Source organism: Sneathiella chinensis (assembly GCF_012720115.1).
GTDB classification, from domain to species: Bacteria; Pseudomonadota; Alphaproteobacteria; order Sneathiellales; family Sneathiellaceae; genus Sneathiella; species Sneathiella chinensis.
The window spans coordinates 59,058-75,124 of the sequence record NZ_VNWN01000002.1 but is presented as its reverse complement, the minus strand read 5'-3'; the positions used below and the strand labels follow the sequence as shown (position 1 = coordinate 75,124).

The window sequence follows — 16,067 nt, the reverse complement described above, 5'->3', positions numbered from 1 at the left end:
TGGCGTCCCGGCATCTTTTCTGACTAGAACGAGCGTGAAAGTATGACGTCAGCGCTGATTATAGAACAACTGCTGAACGGGCTGCAGTTCGGGGTGATGCTGTTCCTGATGGCGGCGGGCCTGACCCTTGTGTTCGGGGTTATGGGCCTGATCAACCTTGCCCATGGGTCTCTGTACATGGTCGGGGCCTTTGCCTGTGCAGCCGTTGCCAGCTATACCGGGTCTTTCTGGCTGGGGGTTGTTGCCAGTCTGGCGGCATCGGCGGCGGCCGGGGCGCTGGTGGAAGTGACCGTGATCCGGCGGTTGTATAATCGGGACCATCTGGATCAGGTTCTGGCGACATTTGCCCTTATTCTCATTTTCTCGGAAGGAACCCGGTATCTGTTCGGCTCCTTCCCGCTGTTCCTGAATGTGCCGGACATGCTGGCGGGGCCCATCAGCCTGCCGGGTGGGCTGCAATATCCGCTCTATCGTTTTGCCATCATTGTGGTGGGGGCGCTGGTGGCGTTTGGCCTTTATTTGCTGATTTCAAGGACACGGCTTGGCATTCGCATCCGGGCCGGGGAATCCGACCGGGCCATGATTGCCGCCCTCGGGATTGATATCCGCCTGCTGTATACCATCGTGTTTGCCCTTGGGGCGGCTCTTGCGGGCCTTGCGGGCGCGCTTGTCGGGGCAATCCAGTCCGTTCAGGTCGGGATGGGCGAACCGGTTCTGATCCTCGCCTTTGTGGTGATTGTGATTGGCGGGATCGGGTCCATCAAGGGGGCGCTTGTGGGGGCGGTTCTGGTCGGCGTGGTGGATACGCTCGGCCGGTTTCTGCTGCCCCAGTTTTTCCAGCTTTTCATGGACAATGCGCAGGCCACGTCCATCGGGTCGGCGCTGGCCTCCATGTCGATCTATATCCTGATGGCCCTTGTGCTTGTCGTGAAACCGAAAGGGCTGTTCCCTGCAAATGGTTAGATTATCCAAAGAAAACGGGCTGAACTGTGTTCTGGCGCTGGCGTTGCTGGCGGCGCCGTTTGTGGCCACCGCACTGGACGAGCCGTTCTATATCACATTGGCAACGCGGGTTGCCATTCTGGCCATTGCCGGGGTGGGCTTGAATTTGGCCCTCGGGCTTGGCGGGTTGGTGTCCTTTGGTCATGCGGCCTTTTTCGGGCTGGGCGGCTATGCGGCCGGTATTCTGGCCAGCCATGCCCTGAATTACGAGCCGATCCTCAGTAGCCCGTTCGAGCTGAACGGCACCACACAGATGCTGGTCATCTGGTTTGTGGCCCTGCTGGTCAGCGGTCTGGCGGCCCTGTTGATCGGGTTTTTCAGCCTTCGCACCAGTGGTGTCTATTTCATCATGATCACCCTCGCCTTTGCGCAGATGATCTATTACTTCGCCATTTCCTGGCCCGCCTATGGGGGTGAGGATGGTCTTAGCATCTATGTTCGAAACGTGCTGCCGGGGGTCAATACCATGGACCCGATCAGCTTCTTCATGATTGCCTTCGTGCTGTTGATGCTGGTGATCCTGTTCAGTTCCATGATCAAGAATTCCCGGTTCGGGGCAGCGTTGCAGGCGGCGCGGCAAAATGACGAGCGGCTGGCCACGGTGGGTATTCATCCGTTTGGCATTCGCCTGACCACCTTTGTGATCTCGGCCATGATTACGGCCCTGTCAGGGGCCCTGTTTGCGGACCTCAACCGTTTTGTCAGCCCGGACATGCTGGCCTGGCACATGTCAGGCGAAATCATGGTCTTTGTCATTCTGGGCGGGGTCGGTCGGCTGTTTGGCCCTGTGGTCGGGGCGGCGCTGTTTATCCTGATCGAATCCGTTTTTGGCGGCATCAGTGAATACTGGATGTTCTATCTGGGGCTGGTTCTGTTGGGGGTTGTCCTTTATGCCCGCGGCGGCGTGATCGGGTTTCTGGCCGGAAAGGAAAAGCATGACTGATCAGGCGACGCAACCGGTTCTTGAAATCAGCGAACTTTACAAATCTTTTGGGGCCCTCAAGGCGACGGACGGGGTCAACCTGACCCTGTATCCCGGTGAAATTCATGCCCTGATCGGGCCGAACGGGGCGGGGAAATCCACCCTGATCCGGCAGATTTCCGGTGAATATCCGCCCGACAGCGGCACGATCCGCTTTTTGGGGCAGGACCTTGCAGGGCTGGGTGTTGCCGACCGGGCCCAGTTGGGGTTGGGCCGGACCTTTCAGGTGTCGTCCTTGGCGCTGGAATTCTCGGCCTTGCGCAATGTGATGCTGGCCGTTCAGGCCAAGTCCGGGTCCAGCTTCCGGTTTTTCAAGCCGGTGATGAAGGACCGTGATCTGGTGGACGGGGCCATGAAGATGCTGGAAAAGGTCGGCCTTCAGGATCGCGCCCATATTCCGGCGGCGGAACTGTCCCACGGCGAGCGGCGGCAACTGGAAATTGCCTTGGCGCTGGCCCTGAAGCCCAAGGCGTTCCTGCTGGATGAGCCCATGGCCGGAATGGGGCCGGAGGGATCAAAGACCCTGACCGGTTTTCTGGGGGGCTTGCGCGATCAGGCGCCCATTTTGCTGGTGGAGCATGACATGGACGCGGTTTTTGCCCTTGCTGACCGGATTTCCGTGTTGGTGTATGGCCGGGTGGTTGCCACCGGAACGGTGGATGAAATTCGCGGCAACAGGATTGTCCGGGAAGCCTATCTTGGGGAGGAAACATCATGAGTTTTCTGACCGTGCGCGGCCTTGAAACCTTTTACGGACCATCGCAGGCCCTGTTTGGCGTGGATCTTGATGTGAACGAAGGGGAAGTTGTCGCCCTGATGGGCCGGAACGGCATGGGAAAGACAACCACCATTTCCTCCATCTGCGGGCTGGTGAAATACGGGGCCGGGTCCATTGAGTTTCTGGGACAGGATGTGGGGCCGCTCCCCTCGCACAGGATTGCCCGGCTGGGGGTCGGACTGGTGCCGGAGGGTCGGCGCTGTTTTCCCAACCTGACAGTATATGAGAACCTGATTGCGGCAGCGCGCCCCGGTGACTGGACGCTGGAGCGCATCAACAACCTGTTCCCGCGCCTCAAGGAACGCTTTGATCAATATGCCAATACCCTGTCCGGCGGCGAACAGCAGATGCTGGCCGTGGGGCGGGCGTTGATGACCAATCCACGGCTGCTCATTCTGGATGAAGCCACCGAAGGGCTGGCCCCTGTCATTCGTCAGGAAATCTGGGCGGCGGTCCGGGATTTGAAACGGACCGGGCAGTCGATCCTGATTGTGGACAAGACCCTGTCGGAATTGCTGCCGGTTGCGGATCGGTGCGTGATCCTTGAAAAGGGAACAACCGTGTGGACGGGTACGCCTGCCGAACTGACCACGGATATCGAGAACCGGTATCTGGGCGTTTAGGAAAGGGACAGGGATGAGCCAGTTTCTGACCCATCAGAAGGTCATGTTCCAGCATTGCGATCCGGCGGGTATTGTCTTTTATCCCCGCTATTTCGAGATGATCAACGCCACCGTGGAAACCTGGTTTGACGAGGGATTGCAGGCGCCGTTCTCCCGCATTCACATGGAACAGGGACATGCGGTCCCGACGGTGGATATTCACACCCGCTTTTCCGCCCCCAGCCGCTTGGGGGACTTGCTGGAAATGACGCTGGACGTGGTGAAAATCGGCACCAGCAGCATGACCTTGACCGTCACGGCCCGATCCGGCCTTGAGGAACGGTTCAGCGCCGACCTGACGCTGGTTCATATCGCGCAACAGGATGGCAAGCCCCGGCCCTGGCCGGTGGCCATTCGACAGAATGCAACATCTTTCATGAAAGGGGAGCTATGAGCATCGAGATCATTCATCCGGAGGGCTGGAAACCGGCCCGCGGATATGCAAATGGTGTGGCGGCAAGTGGCCGGACACTCTATGTGGGGGGGCAGATCGGCTGGAATGCGGATCAGGTGTTTGAAACCCATGACTTTATCGGCCAGATGGAACAGACACTTCGCAATGTGCTGGAGATTGTCGAGGCCGGTGGTGGCCGTGCCGAACACATCGTCCGCCTTGTCTGGTATGTGGTGGACAAGGCCGAATACAAGGCCAAGCAGCGTGAGGTGGGCGAAGTCTATCGCAAGGTGATGGGCAAGCATTTTCCGGCCATGGCCATGGTGCAGGTTGCGGCCCTGATGGAGGATGACGCCCTGATTGAAATCGAGGCAACAGCGGTCGTCCCGGCCTGATCCGGACCGGATTGTCCCATGTATGATGACCTGCCAGAAAAATTCTGGCAGGTTTTTTTATGGTTGCCCTGCTGTCCTGTTTGTCCGTGCAGGAAATTCAGGGGGAATGGGCTGCATACCCTTTTCATTGGCAGCGAAAGGCATTACCCTTTCGGGGAAATCTCGTTCAAACCAAGGTGACAATAACAATGAAAACAAGATTTACCGAAATGTTTGGGGTCGAACATCCGATCATTCAAGGGGGCATGCAATGGGTTGGCCGGGCGGAACTGGTCTCCGCTGTTGCCAATGCCGGTGCCCTTGGCTGCCTTACAGCCCTGACCCAGCCGACCCCTGAGGATTTGGCCAAGGAAATTGATCGGACCCGTGAAATGACTGACAAGCCTTTCGCTGTCAACTTCACGATCCTGCCGACCCTGAAGCCGGTTCCGTATGCGGAATATATGGATGCCATCATCGAATCCGGCGTGAAAATCGTCGAAACCGCTGGTAACAACCCGAAAGAACACATGCCCAAGCTGAAGGCCGCCGGCGTGAAGGTCATTCACAAATGTACCTCCGTTCGGCATGCGATCAGCGCCCAGAAAAACGGCGTCGATTGTGTCAGTATTGACGGGTTCGAATGTGCCGGTCATCCGGGTGAGGATGACACCCCCGGCCTGATCCTGATTCCGCGTGCAGCCGATCAGCTGGATATTCCGATCGTTGCTTCCGGTGGCTTTGCCGATGGTCGCGGTCTGGCGGCGGCTTTGGCGCTGGGCGCGGAAGGCATCAACATGGGCACCCGGTTCATGGCCACCAAGGAGGCCCCGGTCCATGACAAGATCAAGCAGCGCATTGTCGAGGCCAGCGAGCTGGACACCACGCTCATCTTCCGGACCCTGCGCAACACCAGCCGGATGTTCAACAACGCCGTTTCCCGGAAAGTTGTTGAAATGGAAGCCGAAGGCAAGTCCATTCAGGAAATCGGCCCCATCGCCAGCGGTCAGAAAGGCCGTCTTGTCTATGAACAGGGCGACGAGGATGCCGGTGTCTGGTCCGCCGGTATGTGTATCGGTCTGATCCACGACGTTCCGACCGTTGCCGAACTGGTCAGCCGCATCGTGGCAGAAGCCGACGGAATTATCGAGGAACGCCTGAAGCGGTTCGCATCCTGATCAGAAAAAGGCGCCCGAAACACCGGGCGCCTTTTTTAATGTCGTCTGCGGGGATGGGTTCAGGCGGACCGGGCGCGTTTGTCGGCCCTGTCTTCCTCGTTCATTTCCTGAAGATAGGTCTCGATAACCGCCTGCAGGTTCCCGGCGATGGAACTGAGATCATCACTGGCCCGGAGAACATCCCGTGCCGCATGACCGATGGTCGAGCTGCCATCGGCAATTTCCGAGATATTCCCGGAGACCGTCGCCGTTTCATTGGCGGCCAGCAGGGCGTTCTGGCTAATCTCGTTGGTGGCCTGTGACTGTTCGTCCACCCGACCCGCAATCACCGATGAAATGGTATCGATTTTCGAAACCGCTTCGGTGACCAGTTCAATGGCCTTCACCGCATCCCCGGTCGCGGACTGGATGCCGCTGATCTGACTGGCGATTTCGCCGGTGGCGCGGGCCGTCTGGTCGGCCAGATTCTTGACTTCCGTCGCCACAACGGCAAACCCCTTACCGGCCTCACCGGCGCGGGCGGCCTCGATGGTGGCGTTCAGGGCCAGCAGGTTGGTCTGTGCGGCAATATCCTGAATAAGATCGATCACCGCCCCGATCTGGGTGGAGGCCTCGGACAGGCCTTGCACCGCACCGGAGGCGGTTTGCGCCTCACCGACTGCGTTTCGGGCGGTGGCGGCGGCGTTGGTGACCTCGGTCTGGATGCCCTGAATGGAGCGGGAAATCTGTTCGGCAGCGGCGGCAACGGCCTCTACATTATGGGTGGCCTCCTGTGAAGAGGAGGAGACGACCTGACTTTTCCGGCTGGAATCCTCGGAAATGCCGGTCATGGTCGTGGCTTCCTCTTTCATGCGACTGGTGGAATCGACCACATTGCGGATGGCGCCGATCACATGATCCGTCAGCAGCGTGCTGGTTTTCTCGGCCCGGGCCTTCTGGGCCTCCATTGTGGCTTTTTCGTCGGCCAGTTGCTTCTGTTCTGCCGCCCGGCGTTCCGCCGCCTGCAAAAGCTGTTCTGTCCGGTCTTCCCATTCAAGGACGGTTCCAAGACGCTCGCCAAAGGCGTTGCTGACCGGGGTCGCCGTATAGGTCAGGGCGTGTCCGTTCAGGTCCAGATCCTGTGTGTGGCTGCCCTCAAGATGGGCGATCGTGTTCTCGAATGTGCGAATGTCCGGGATCATGAAGGAAAGGTCTTTGCCTTTCAGCATGTCCGGATCCTGTTCCAATCCCAGTTCCCCCAGCAACGAAAGTGCCGCAGCGTTCAGATAGGTGACATGACCCTCCCGATCCAGTTGCAGGACGCTGGTGGTGCAGTTATCCAGTGCCACCTCGGTCTGGAAGGCGGAAATGGCGGACTGTTTCCAGATGGCAAGGGCCTGTGACAGGACCCCGATTTCACTGCGGCTGTTCCAGGTCTGGACCTTGCCGGAGAAATCCCCTTGCGTCAGTTTGCCAACGGTCCCGATCATGTGGGACAGGGGAACGGTGATGCTGCGCCCGATGATCAGGCTGGCGGCAATGGCGATGGCAAGGACAATGCCCAACTGCAGGCCGATCTGTTTCAACTGGGTGATGAAGATGCTTTCCACATCATCCACATAAATCCCGGACCCCACGATCCAGTCCCACGGGGCATATCCCTTGACGTAGGAAATCTTGGCGACCGGTTTGTCAAAGCCGGGTTTTGGCCAAAGATAGTCAACAAAGCCTTCCCCGCCATTTCGGCCAATCCGGCCAAATTCCGCAAACAGGCGCTTTCCGGTCGGGTCTTTCAGGTTGGACGCATCGGTTCCGACAATTTTCTTCACGAAGGGATGCATCAGGACATGGGCATCTTCCGTATTAATCCAGAAGTAGTCCTTCTCGTTATAGCGAAGGCCTTCCAACTGGCTGAGGGCACGGGCTTTTGCTTCTTCCTCGGTCAGTTCCTTGCGGTCCGCGAGGGCCCCGTAATGGGCGATCACGGAATAGGCGACTTCGACCACGTTGCGGGTTTTTTCCTTGCGATCCTCCATCAGGGTGTTTTTCATATCGAACACGAAAAACCCTGAAATGACGATAAAAGACAGCAAAAGGGCGGCTGTAAGAGCGATAATCCGCTCATTGACCCGTAATTTTTCAAACATGGTAGTCTCGTTGCGCAAAGAGATATCCAACCCGCACGGCAGGAAGGCTTTTTGCAAAAGAATAAGTGGCGCTTGGTTAACAGGAAATTAACTCATCGCAAAAGATGAGCAAATGTCACAAATCTATAAAATGGACAGGGTCACCCCGGTTATCACGCTGTATCGGACCAGTTTGCCGATCCCGACCAGCAGGCAGAACAGGCCAAAATGCACACGGGTCAGACCGGCAAACACGGTCAGCGGGTCGCCGATCACAGGCAGCCATGAAAACAGCAGGGACCAGACGCCGAACCGACGATACCACTGCCCGGCCTTTTCCAGATGACGCGGGGAGGCGGGGAACCATTTTCGGTCCTGAAACCGGATCAGCCATGCGCCCAGAATGAAATTGAGGATCGATCCCAGCACATTGCCGACCGTTGCCACCAGTGTCAGCGCAAGGGGCGTGCCCTTGCCAAGGGTCAGGAGACTGGCGAGCAGCGCTTCGGAAGAGCCGGGAAGCAGGGTGGCGGACAGAAACCCGCTGCTGAACAAACCGATATAGGAACCCACTGCGCCCGCCTGATGCTTTAAGAAGTCCGGCGACTATACCGGATGGCTTGGGGGAAGAACAGTCTCTGCGGCGGTTCCGGGGTGCCTGAGAACGGAAAAACGCCCGAAGGATCGCTTTTTTGGGCTAAGGTAAGCCTGAAAAGCGCCCGTTCGGGCGTTTCTGAATTGATCTGAGCCGGAGCGGATCAGCGACGGCGGGCGAGGATTTCCATAGTCGGTTTGATGTTGAAACCGATCTTCTGGACCTCAAAACCGTGTTTTTCCAGCAAAATACGGATGTTTTTTCGGCTGAAATACTGGGTGTAATGGGGCGGGTTCGGCCATGTTTCCGGATGCTCGCCTTTCAGCCAGTGTTTCCGGTCCGGGGTTTTCAGGAAGAAATATCCGCCCGGCTTGACCAGGGCTGCCCAGCCCTCGACAAATTCGTTGAAGTTGCCCACATGCTCAATCACCTGTGAGGAATGCCCGAAATCGAAGGTTTTGCCCCGTTTCAGGAAATTCTCGATGGTTTCGCAGTAATAGGTGGCCTGCGGGTTGTGGTTGGCCTTGGCAAAGGCAATGGCTTCCGGGTCCAGATCGATCCCGGTGGCATTGGCCCCGGCATTCTGCATGGCGTCGACCATATAACCGCCGCCGCAGCCAATATCGACGGCATCCTTGCCCTTGAAATATTTGGCAAAGCGGAAGGCGCGAACCTTGGCCCGCTTGCGGCGGTGCTCGATCTTGTCATAGGGGTAACGTTCCCCGATCTCGGGCGCCCCTTGTTCATTATAGAGCGGCTCCAGCGAGACAGGAGGCAGTTCCGGGTCAATAAAAACCAGATCGCAACTTGTGCATTTCGAGAACGGATAGCCGTTCTTTTCTACAAAGAAACGGGTTTCGTTACTGCTGCAAACGGGGCAGCTACGGGACTGATGTGTCATTTGAATTCCTGTCTTCGATGCCGACGGGGAGGTTTTATATCATCTGATGGTGAAACCAAAGGAGAAAAGGGCCGGTTTCGGTGCGCGAGTGGTTTAATGCCCATTTTTGTGGAACCGCCAGTAATTCAGGCGCTCCTCGCTCTTTTTCGGGTTTTTGACAATCCGTTCGGCGATGCTGGCGGCGAAATGCAGCGGCAGGGATTTCTCGGCCTCCGGGAAATGGGTTCTGAGGGCCTTGAAAACGGCGGAAACCGCTGCGTGAGAGCGCCGGTTCTTGAGCGGCAGTTTCAAAAGATCATCCAGAACCGGCCCGTCCGACACCAGTTCCCAGTCGAGAAAATAGAGCCGTCCGTCCGCCACACACAGGTTGGAGGGCAGCAGGTCCTTGTGACAGGTGCCGATCAGGATGGTCGGGTTGCGTTCAAAGGCAAGAGTGACCCGGTCCATGAACCCTTCGGGCAGCCTGGTTTCGCCAAGCACCGCCTTCATGCGGTCCGGCAGGTCCGGGGAATAATGCGCCGACAGCGGTTCCATCCGCGTCCCGATCGCCTGATAGGTCTTGCATAATTCCTCGATCCCTTGCGAGATGAACAGCGGCGCGTCATAGCGGTTGCTGAACCGGTGGCCCTGGATCATCTGCTCGGTGACATAGAGAAAATCGTCGTCTTCCCGGATGGCGTGAATTTCCGGGACCGTAATGGTTCCAAGGGCGGACAACCGCTTGCGAAAGGCAAGTTCGCTCCGGGTGCGCTCGGCAAGGCTGCTGTCTTTCCGAACGATCTTGAGGCATTCTCCCGCCGCGTCGGGCCCACTTTCCGTAAAGAAGGCCCGCAGGCGGGTGCCATCGGTCTTGATCTGCAAGGCGTCCGCCCGCGAGGCAATCGCCCCGTATTGACCCGACTTGAAAAGCCGCGCCAGAAGCAGGCCCAGCATGTGTTTGCGTTGCAGGCCGGGAATGTCGGTGCGCCGGATCCCGATCAGTTGCAACAGCAGACGCGGGAAATAGGCCTCACTTGCAAGCCATGTCTTGCGGATGGTGAAGTTCCGGGGCAGGGCCGGTGTCTCGCCTTGTCCCTGTTCGTGGCGGGCAAGGGCGTCCGTGATGGGCCGGACCGCCGTATGGGGGGTGTCTGATGACATGAAATAGACCCGAATCCAGATTTGCGTACCGCCTATTGTGACGGGTTAAGCCTAGAGTGTGAACAGGAAAATTCCCCCAAACCCGATCAGGACCAGCCCGATCCTGAGCAGAGGGTTCAAGGGGGCAATAACCCCGAACGAGATGGCCGACAGGGACAGCGCGATCTTGGCAAAGGCCATGAGCGCGGCCATCGGGTCCGCATCCAGCCCGATCAGGGCCGGATTGGCAATCAGCGCCAGCGGGATGATGTAAAGCCCGATACCAAGCGCCATGGCATAGAGCGAGACCTTCAGCCAGTTTTCGCCGATCATGCCCGCCGCAATAAAGACCGCGCCGCATACGGGCGGCGTGATGGTGGACAGCAGGGCAAACCAGAAGACGAACAGATGGGCCTGCAGCGGGGCAAGGCCCAGTTGCTGCAAGGCAGGTCCCGCCACGGAAATGCAGATCACATAGGCTGCGGTTGTCGGAACCTCCATCCCGAGGATCAGACAGGCAAGGGCCGTCAGTAACAGCGCCGGCCACAGCATTTGTCCCGACCCGGACAGGATCAGCGAGGTGATCTTGATGCCGAGCCCCGTGGTGCTGAGAACCCCGATGATGATGGAGGCACACAGGATGATGGACCCGATCATGGCGATCTGTTTGCCGCTGGACAGGCAAACCTGTTCCAGACGCAGCAGGGTTTTCCGCCAGTCGAACCGCAACCGGCCATCAATGAACAGGAGTACAAAAGCCGCCAGAATGGCGGTGCTGGCCGCATATTGCGGTGTGGTGCCGCCGATGAACATGCGCTCCAGCAGGATCAGGAACGGGATCGCAAAAAAGCCGGAGGTAATCAGCACATCCCGGGTTGAAGGTTGCTGTTCGGACGGAAGGCCGCGAAGGTCAAAGCGGCGCGAGAAGGCGTTGATGCCAACCCAGACCGTCAGGAAATAGAGGATCGCCGGCAGCAGCGCCGCGCTCATGATCCCGGTATAGGGAATGCCGGTCAGTTCGACCATGACAAAGGCCCCGGCCCCCATGAGCGGCGGCATGATCTGCCCGCCGGAGGAGGCAACCGCCTCCACTGCCCCGGCAAGGGTTTTGGGATAGCCAAGCCGGGTCATGGCCGGAAGTGTAATGGCCCCGGTTGAGGCCACGTTGGCCGACGCCGAGCCGGAGATGGAGCCGAAAAGCGCCGAAGACAAGGTGGAAACCTTGGCGGCACCACCTTTCAGGCGACCGGCGGCGGCGGTTGCCAGGTTCATGAAACCCTGCCCGGCTTCCCCCGCGTTCAGGACGGCCCCCATGATCACGAAGATGGACACGATTGAAACGGACACGCCCGTCAGGCTGCCCCAAAGCCCCCCTTCAGCGATGGTCTGGTTGCCAAGGAAACTTTGCAGGGGGACACCCGGATGGCCGAACTCCCCCGGAATATGCTGTCCGAACAACCCGTAGAGAAGGGCCAGCAGCGCGACCAGTGGCAACGGCCAGCCAATGGCCCGCCGGGCCATTTCCAGTGTGACAATCAGCAGGGTTGCGGCAACAACATACTGGATGTCCGTGGTCAGAAATCCGTACTGGTTACCAAGGGCTTCCGCATTGAAGGCCACATAAAGGGTGGCCGCCAGCCCCGAAAGGGTCAGGGCGATGCCTGAGCCAATCTGCCACCGGCCGGTGGCGCCGAACAGGAAAATCCACGGCAGGGCCAGCGCCATATGCAGGGGGCGGGACAGCAGGTTGGGAACCAGACCTGAAAAAATCAGGCCCAGATGAAAGGAAATGGATGCCGCACCGAGCAGTACCCAGAAAACACGACCCGGTACGGACATCACCAACTCCGAATAGGTTGAGGGTTATTCGGCGGATGCAGGAAGGGCGATGCCAGCTTCCTTGTAATAGCGAACGGCACCGGGGTGAATCTGACCGGTGATATTGTTCAGCATGTCTGTTGTCACACCGTTCCACCACGGATTGTCGCTGCCCATCTTGCCTTTCTGTTCCCAGAAGGTCTTGGTCAGGGTATAGGCGGTTTCATCATCCATGTTGGTGGTGGTATAGGCAATCACCGGCAGCGAAGTGGTGCTGATATCCTCGTCCACACCGGCATAGGTGCCTTTTGGAATGATCAGCTTGGTGCGTTTGGTGGCTGCGATCTGTTCATCGCTCAGGGACAGGATTTTTACCTCAGACCCGGCAGCCGCCTCGATCACGTTCGGCGCCGGGAACGAGCCGGAGGTCACAAAGCCGTCGATCTGCTTGTTCTTGAGGGCCGGACCGGCATTGGACAGTTCCACATCGGCCAGCTTGACCTTGCCTTCAAGGCCGAACAGTTGCAGGTATTTGGCGCCTTCGCGGGCCCCGAAGGAACCCTTGCCGATCAGCATGGTCTTGCCGGCAAGATCGTCAAAGCTGTTGATCCCGGCATCGGCGCGCACCACGAAATGCATGCTCAAGGATGGAATGGGGAACAGGGCCCGGATATCGGCAAATTTCGGGTTCTGCTTGTCCTCGAACATCCCTTTGCCTTCCTTGGCAAGACGGGCGAGGGCAGGCGGGGTGGTAAAGACATAGTTGCCCGGACGCACAGCCGCTTCCATGACGTTCTGGACAGAGCCCTGGCTTTCCTCAACGGTCATGATGATGTTGCCATCCGTACCGGTCTTGACCGCCTCGGCGATCTGGACGGCCATCTGGTAGTAGGATGTGGCGGTTTTCGCGGATTTATAGGTGATCCGTGTTTCGGCCGCAGCGGTGCCCGCAAACAGGACAGAACCGGCCAGCGCGGCCATCGACAGTTTCTTCAGCAGTGTAACGCCCATGGGTACGTTTCTCCTTTGACGCAAATTCCGGGCGAACCCGGTCCCCTTGATTGCCCGTATATTTCCCTATTCCCTGCTTTTTTACAAGCGGAACAGCCGCTTGGGCGCGTGTTTGGAGATGAATTTACAGGCTTTCTGCCTTGCGGGGGGGAAGGATGCTCCCCATGCGTGTTTTGCGGTCGCGGCGATCGCCGTTTTGCTGGCAAGCCGGAGGATCAGGCGGCACTGTCCTTGTTCAGGTAGCGTTCCAGCCGCCCGAATGCGAGGGAGATATGGGCCCGGCGCATGTGGGCCACGGCATCCACGTCCCCGGCTTCCAGCAGGCGCAGCGTGTCCCCGATCTCGGTGGCAAAGATTTCCGCTTCGGCGACATTCTCTTCATCATTGGTCAGGGCCGGCCACATGCGGGCCGTTCTGTAGAACAGCAATTCCATGATCTGGTACAGGGGCTGGTTGCCGACCAGTTCCATGAGGACCCGGAAAAAGGCGATATTCAGCTTGGCAAAGGCCTGTTTCGGGCTTGAGGCCTGTTTGACCTTGGCGCAGTCCGCTTGTATCGACCGGATGCGGGCGATCATCTCGGGGCTTGGGGAAACCGGGCTCAGGATACTGATTAGCGGGGCCAGTTCCTTGCGCAGCCGGTATACCTCGCGGAGTTCCTCCATATTCAGGGAGGTGACAAACGTGCCGACCCCATGACGGCTTTCCACAAGACCTTCCGTTTCCAGCCGGTTCAGGGCGCGGCGGAGCGGGGTCCGGCTGATGCCGAATTCACTGGCCAGTTCTGTTTCCGACAGGCGTGCACCCGGCAGATAGTCCAGCAGTGCGATCCGTTCCCGGATGGTGGTGTAAAGAGTGAGGAACCGCTCCTGCGAACTGGATTTGTCACTGTTCGGGTCGTCCATGGCGTTGGGGTCAGTCTGCCTCCAGAACGGCGCTGAGAAACTGCTGTGTTCGTTCATTTTGCGGGTTTCCAAAGAAAGCGTCAGGGGTTCCCTGTTCTGCGATCTTGCCAGCGTAAAAGAAGCAAACCCGGTCTGCAAACTCTTTTGCAAATCCCATCTGGTGGGTCACCATCAGCATGGTCAGGTCATGGGCCTCGCCCAGTTCCCGGATCACATTCAGGACCTCTCCCACCAGTTCCGGGTCCAGCGCCGATGTCACCTCGTCGAACAGCATGATCTTGGGCCGCATGGCCAGCGCCCGGGCAATGGCCACCCGTTGTTTCTGGCCGCCGGACAATTGCCCCGGATAATGATCCAGCTTGTCGCCAAGCCCGACCATGTCCAGAAGGACGCGGGACCGCTCATAGGCCTCGTCCCGGCTCAGGCCCAGAACGGTTATGGGGGCTTCCATGCAGTTCTTGACCGCTGACATGTGCGGGAACAGGTTGAAATGCTGGAACACCATGCCGATCTTGGACCGGACCTGCCGGATGTGGCGCTTGTTGGCGCGAACCAGCTTGCCGTCCCGATACATGTGTGTCAGCGGGTCCCCCTCGACCCAGATCACGCCGTCATTGACTTCCTCCAGCGTCATCAACATGCGCAGCACGGTTGTCTTTCCAGACCCGGAAGGGCCGATGATGGCGACCTTCTCGTTGGGGGCGATATCCAGATTGAGGTCGTCAAGGACGGTCAGGTGTCCATAACTCTTGCGCACATTTTCAAAACGCACCATTGGCGCGGCGGATGGATGGTCTGCGGACATTACGCTCCTCCGTGGCGGGTTTTCAGCCAGGCTTCCACCTGTCTGACCAGCGCCGCTGAAACAAGACTGAAAAAGAGAAAGAACAGGCCGACCAGCGTGATCGGCTCGGTATATTGGAAGCTTTCCGACCCAAGGATTTTGGCGGTTTGCATCAGTTCCAGAACCGCGATGGCGGAAAGCAGGGGCGTTTCCTTGAACAGGGCCACCAGATAGTTGCCAAGGGCGGGCACCACCGGCGGAATGGCCTGCGGAATGATGATGTCCTTGAACGTGGTGAGGGTGGACAGGTTCAGGGCGGTTGCCGCCTCCCACTGGCCTTTGGGGATATTGTCAAGACCGGCCCGATACACCTCGGAGCAGTAGCTGCCATAATGCAGCCCAAGGGCCAGAATACCCGCCGTCATGGCGTCCATCGTCACCCCAAACTCGGGCAGGACGAAATAGACAAAGAATATCTGGATCAGCAGGGGGGTGGAGCGGATAAACTCGACAACGGCACCGGTTGCCAGTCGCACCGGGGCCAGTGTGGACATGCGCAGCAGGGCAAAGACAAGCCCGATCAGGGCCGCCAGAATAAAGCCGATGACCGTGGCCTGAACGGTGATAATGGATGCCTTGCCAAGTATGGGCAGGATTTCTTGGGTATAGGCCCAGTCCCATTCGAATGTCATTCCTTACCCCCTTCCTCGTGACAGGCCCTTGGCGGCCTTGCGCTCAAGCGCCCGCATCAGGCTGGTGATCACCAGCGCGATGGCGAGATAGATCAGCAGCACCAACGAGAAAATCTCGACGGTTTTCAGGGTGTTCTGGTTCATTTGCTGTGCCTTGAAGGCAAGGTCGCCCAGTGAAATCATGGAGACAAGGGCCGTGGCCTTGAGCAATTCGATAAACAGGTTGCCCCACGGTGGTATCATGGCAACAAGGGCTTGCGGCAGGATGATGCGGCGCAAGGCCTGCATGCGGGTCATGTTCAGGGCCCGCGAGGCTTCCCACTGTCCCCGGTCGACGGACTGGATGGCGCCGCGGATCACTTCCGCGCCATAGGCCCCCACATTCAGGCCGAGGGCCGCAATGCCGACGGTGAACGGCTCCAGTGTCACGCCGAAATAGGGCAGGACGAAGAACAGCCAGAAAAGCTGGACCAGTGCGGAGGTTCCGCGAAAAATCTCGATATAGGTGATGGCAAGCCACCGGACGGGGCGCGGGCCATACATTTTTCCGATGGCGGCTGCCAGGGCGGCAAGAATGGCAACGACAATGCCGCCGGCGGTGATCTGGATCGTGATCCAGGCGCCTCTCAGGAGTTCCGGCAGGAAAACGCGCACATCGGCAAATGTTGCCACCATCAGACCCAGAAAAAAGCTGAGGACAATGGCGACGACAAGTCGGGATTGAACCTGTTCCATATTATATGACCATAAGGCGATGCCCCCGGCAC

The 16,067-nt window shown here is 58.6% G+C and carries 17 protein-coding genes; 7 read left to right on the top strand and 10 right to left on the bottom strand.

All coding sequences use genetic code 11. From position 1 onward, the window contains the following. The first annotated feature begins 42 nt into the window (after window positions 1-42). The 7 genes from FQB27_RS00350 (at window position 43) to FQB27_RS00320 (ending at window position 5,370) form a co-directional block, all read left to right on the top strand. Window positions 43-963: a branched-chain amino acid ABC transporter permease gene (locus FQB27_RS00350; protein WP_169558891.1), complete on the top strand. Its 921-nt coding sequence runs from the start codon at window positions 43-45 to the stop codon at window positions 961-963. Next, window positions 956-1,945, top strand: coding sequence for a branched-chain amino acid ABC transporter permease (locus tag FQB27_RS00345; protein WP_169558890.1), 990 nt, complete (start codon window positions 956-958; stop codon window positions 1,943-1,945). Before FQB27_RS00350 ends, FQB27_RS00345 begins: the two co-directional genes overlap by 8 nt. Next, entirely contained in the window at window positions 1,938-2,702 is a 765-nt protein-coding gene (locus tag FQB27_RS00340) for an ABC transporter ATP-binding protein (protein WP_169558889.1), read from the top strand. The genes FQB27_RS00345 and FQB27_RS00340 overlap by 8 nt, the downstream gene beginning before the upstream one ends. Further along, complete coding sequence (locus FQB27_RS00335; RefSeq protein ID WP_169558888.1) at window positions 2,699-3,385, top strand: ABC transporter ATP-binding protein; 687 nt, start codon at window positions 2,699-2,701, stop codon at window positions 3,383-3,385. The genes FQB27_RS00340 and FQB27_RS00335 overlap by 4 nt, the downstream gene beginning before the upstream one ends. A 13-nt stretch (window positions 3,386-3,398) precedes the next feature. Continuing rightward, complete coding sequence (locus tag FQB27_RS00330) at window positions 3,399-3,818, top strand: acyl-CoA thioesterase (RefSeq protein ID WP_169558887.1); 420 nt, start codon at window positions 3,399-3,401, stop codon at window positions 3,816-3,818. Continuing rightward, on the top strand, window positions 3,815-4,213 hold the full coding sequence (locus FQB27_RS00325; protein ID WP_169558886.1) for a RidA family protein: 399 nt from the start codon (window positions 3,815-3,817) through the stop codon (window positions 4,211-4,213). The genes FQB27_RS00330 and FQB27_RS00325 overlap by 4 nt, the downstream gene beginning before the upstream one ends. Window positions 4,214-4,401: 188 nt before the next feature. Then, window positions 4,402-5,370 carry an NAD(P)H-dependent flavin oxidoreductase gene (locus FQB27_RS00320; RefSeq protein ID WP_169558885.1) on the top strand — a complete coding sequence of 323 codons (969 nt, stop codon included), beginning with the start codon at window positions 4,402-4,404 and terminating at the stop codon, window positions 5,368-5,370. Between the two features lie 59 nt (window positions 5,371-5,429). Here the strand turns inward: FQB27_RS00320 and FQB27_RS00315 are convergent, their stop codons facing one another. From FQB27_RS00315 to ehuC, 10 genes are all read right to left on the bottom strand, one after another. Then, window positions 5,430-7,496, bottom strand: a complete 2,067-nt coding sequence (locus tag FQB27_RS00315; protein WP_169558884.1) for a cache domain-containing protein — start codon at window positions 7,494-7,496, stop codon at window positions 5,430-5,432. A gap of 123 nt (window positions 7,497-7,619) precedes the next feature. Continuing rightward, a complete protein-coding gene (locus FQB27_RS00310; protein WP_169558883.1) occupies window positions 7,620-8,048 on the bottom strand; it encodes a YqaA family protein in 429 nt (142 codons plus the stop codon). Between the two features lie 185 nt (window positions 8,049-8,233). Then, on the bottom strand, window positions 8,234-8,971 hold the full coding sequence (locus tag FQB27_RS00305; protein WP_169558882.1) for a class I SAM-dependent methyltransferase: 738 nt from the start codon (window positions 8,969-8,971) through the stop codon (window positions 8,234-8,236). A gap of 93 nt (window positions 8,972-9,064) precedes the next feature. Beyond that, complete coding sequence (locus FQB27_RS00300; protein WP_169558881.1) at window positions 9,065-10,111, bottom strand: phosphotransferase; 1,047 nt, start codon at window positions 10,109-10,111, stop codon at window positions 9,065-9,067. 51 nt (window positions 10,112-10,162) lie between these two features. Further along, window positions 10,163-11,929 carry a TRAP transporter permease gene (locus FQB27_RS00295; protein WP_169558880.1) on the bottom strand — a complete coding sequence of 589 codons (1,767 nt, stop codon included), beginning with the start codon at window positions 11,927-11,929 and terminating at the stop codon, window positions 10,163-10,165. Between the two features lie 24 nt (window positions 11,930-11,953). Further along, window positions 11,954-12,919: a TAXI family TRAP transporter solute-binding subunit gene (locus FQB27_RS00290; RefSeq protein WP_169558879.1), complete on the bottom strand. Its 966-nt coding sequence runs from the start codon at window positions 12,917-12,919 to the stop codon at window positions 11,954-11,956. A 215-nt stretch (window positions 12,920-13,134) separates the two neighbouring features. Continuing rightward, on the bottom strand, window positions 13,135-13,881 hold the full coding sequence (locus FQB27_RS00285; protein WP_206374130.1) for a GntR family transcriptional regulator: 747 nt from the start codon (window positions 13,879-13,881) through the stop codon (window positions 13,135-13,137). After that, the gene (ehuA, locus tag FQB27_RS00280) at window positions 13,835-14,629 is read right to left on the bottom strand and encodes an ectoine/hydroxyectoine ABC transporter ATP-binding protein EhuA (RefSeq protein WP_277345995.1); all 795 of its coding nucleotides are present in this window, start codon (window positions 14,627-14,629) and stop codon (window positions 13,835-13,837) included. The genes FQB27_RS00285 and ehuA overlap by 47 nt, the downstream gene beginning before the upstream one ends. Then, window positions 14,629-15,300: an ectoine/hydroxyectoine ABC transporter permease subunit EhuD gene (gene ehuD, locus FQB27_RS00275; protein WP_169558878.1), complete on the bottom strand. Its 672-nt coding sequence runs from the start codon at window positions 15,298-15,300 to the stop codon at window positions 14,629-14,631. The genes ehuA and ehuD overlap by 1 nt, the downstream gene beginning before the upstream one ends. Before the next feature lie 3 nt (window positions 15,301-15,303). After that, window positions 15,304-15,954, bottom strand: a complete 651-nt coding sequence (gene ehuC / locus FQB27_RS00270; protein WP_348540519.1) for an ectoine/hydroxyectoine ABC transporter permease subunit EhuC — start codon at window positions 15,952-15,954, stop codon at window positions 15,304-15,306. Between the last annotated feature and the right edge of the window lie 113 nt (window positions 15,955-16,067).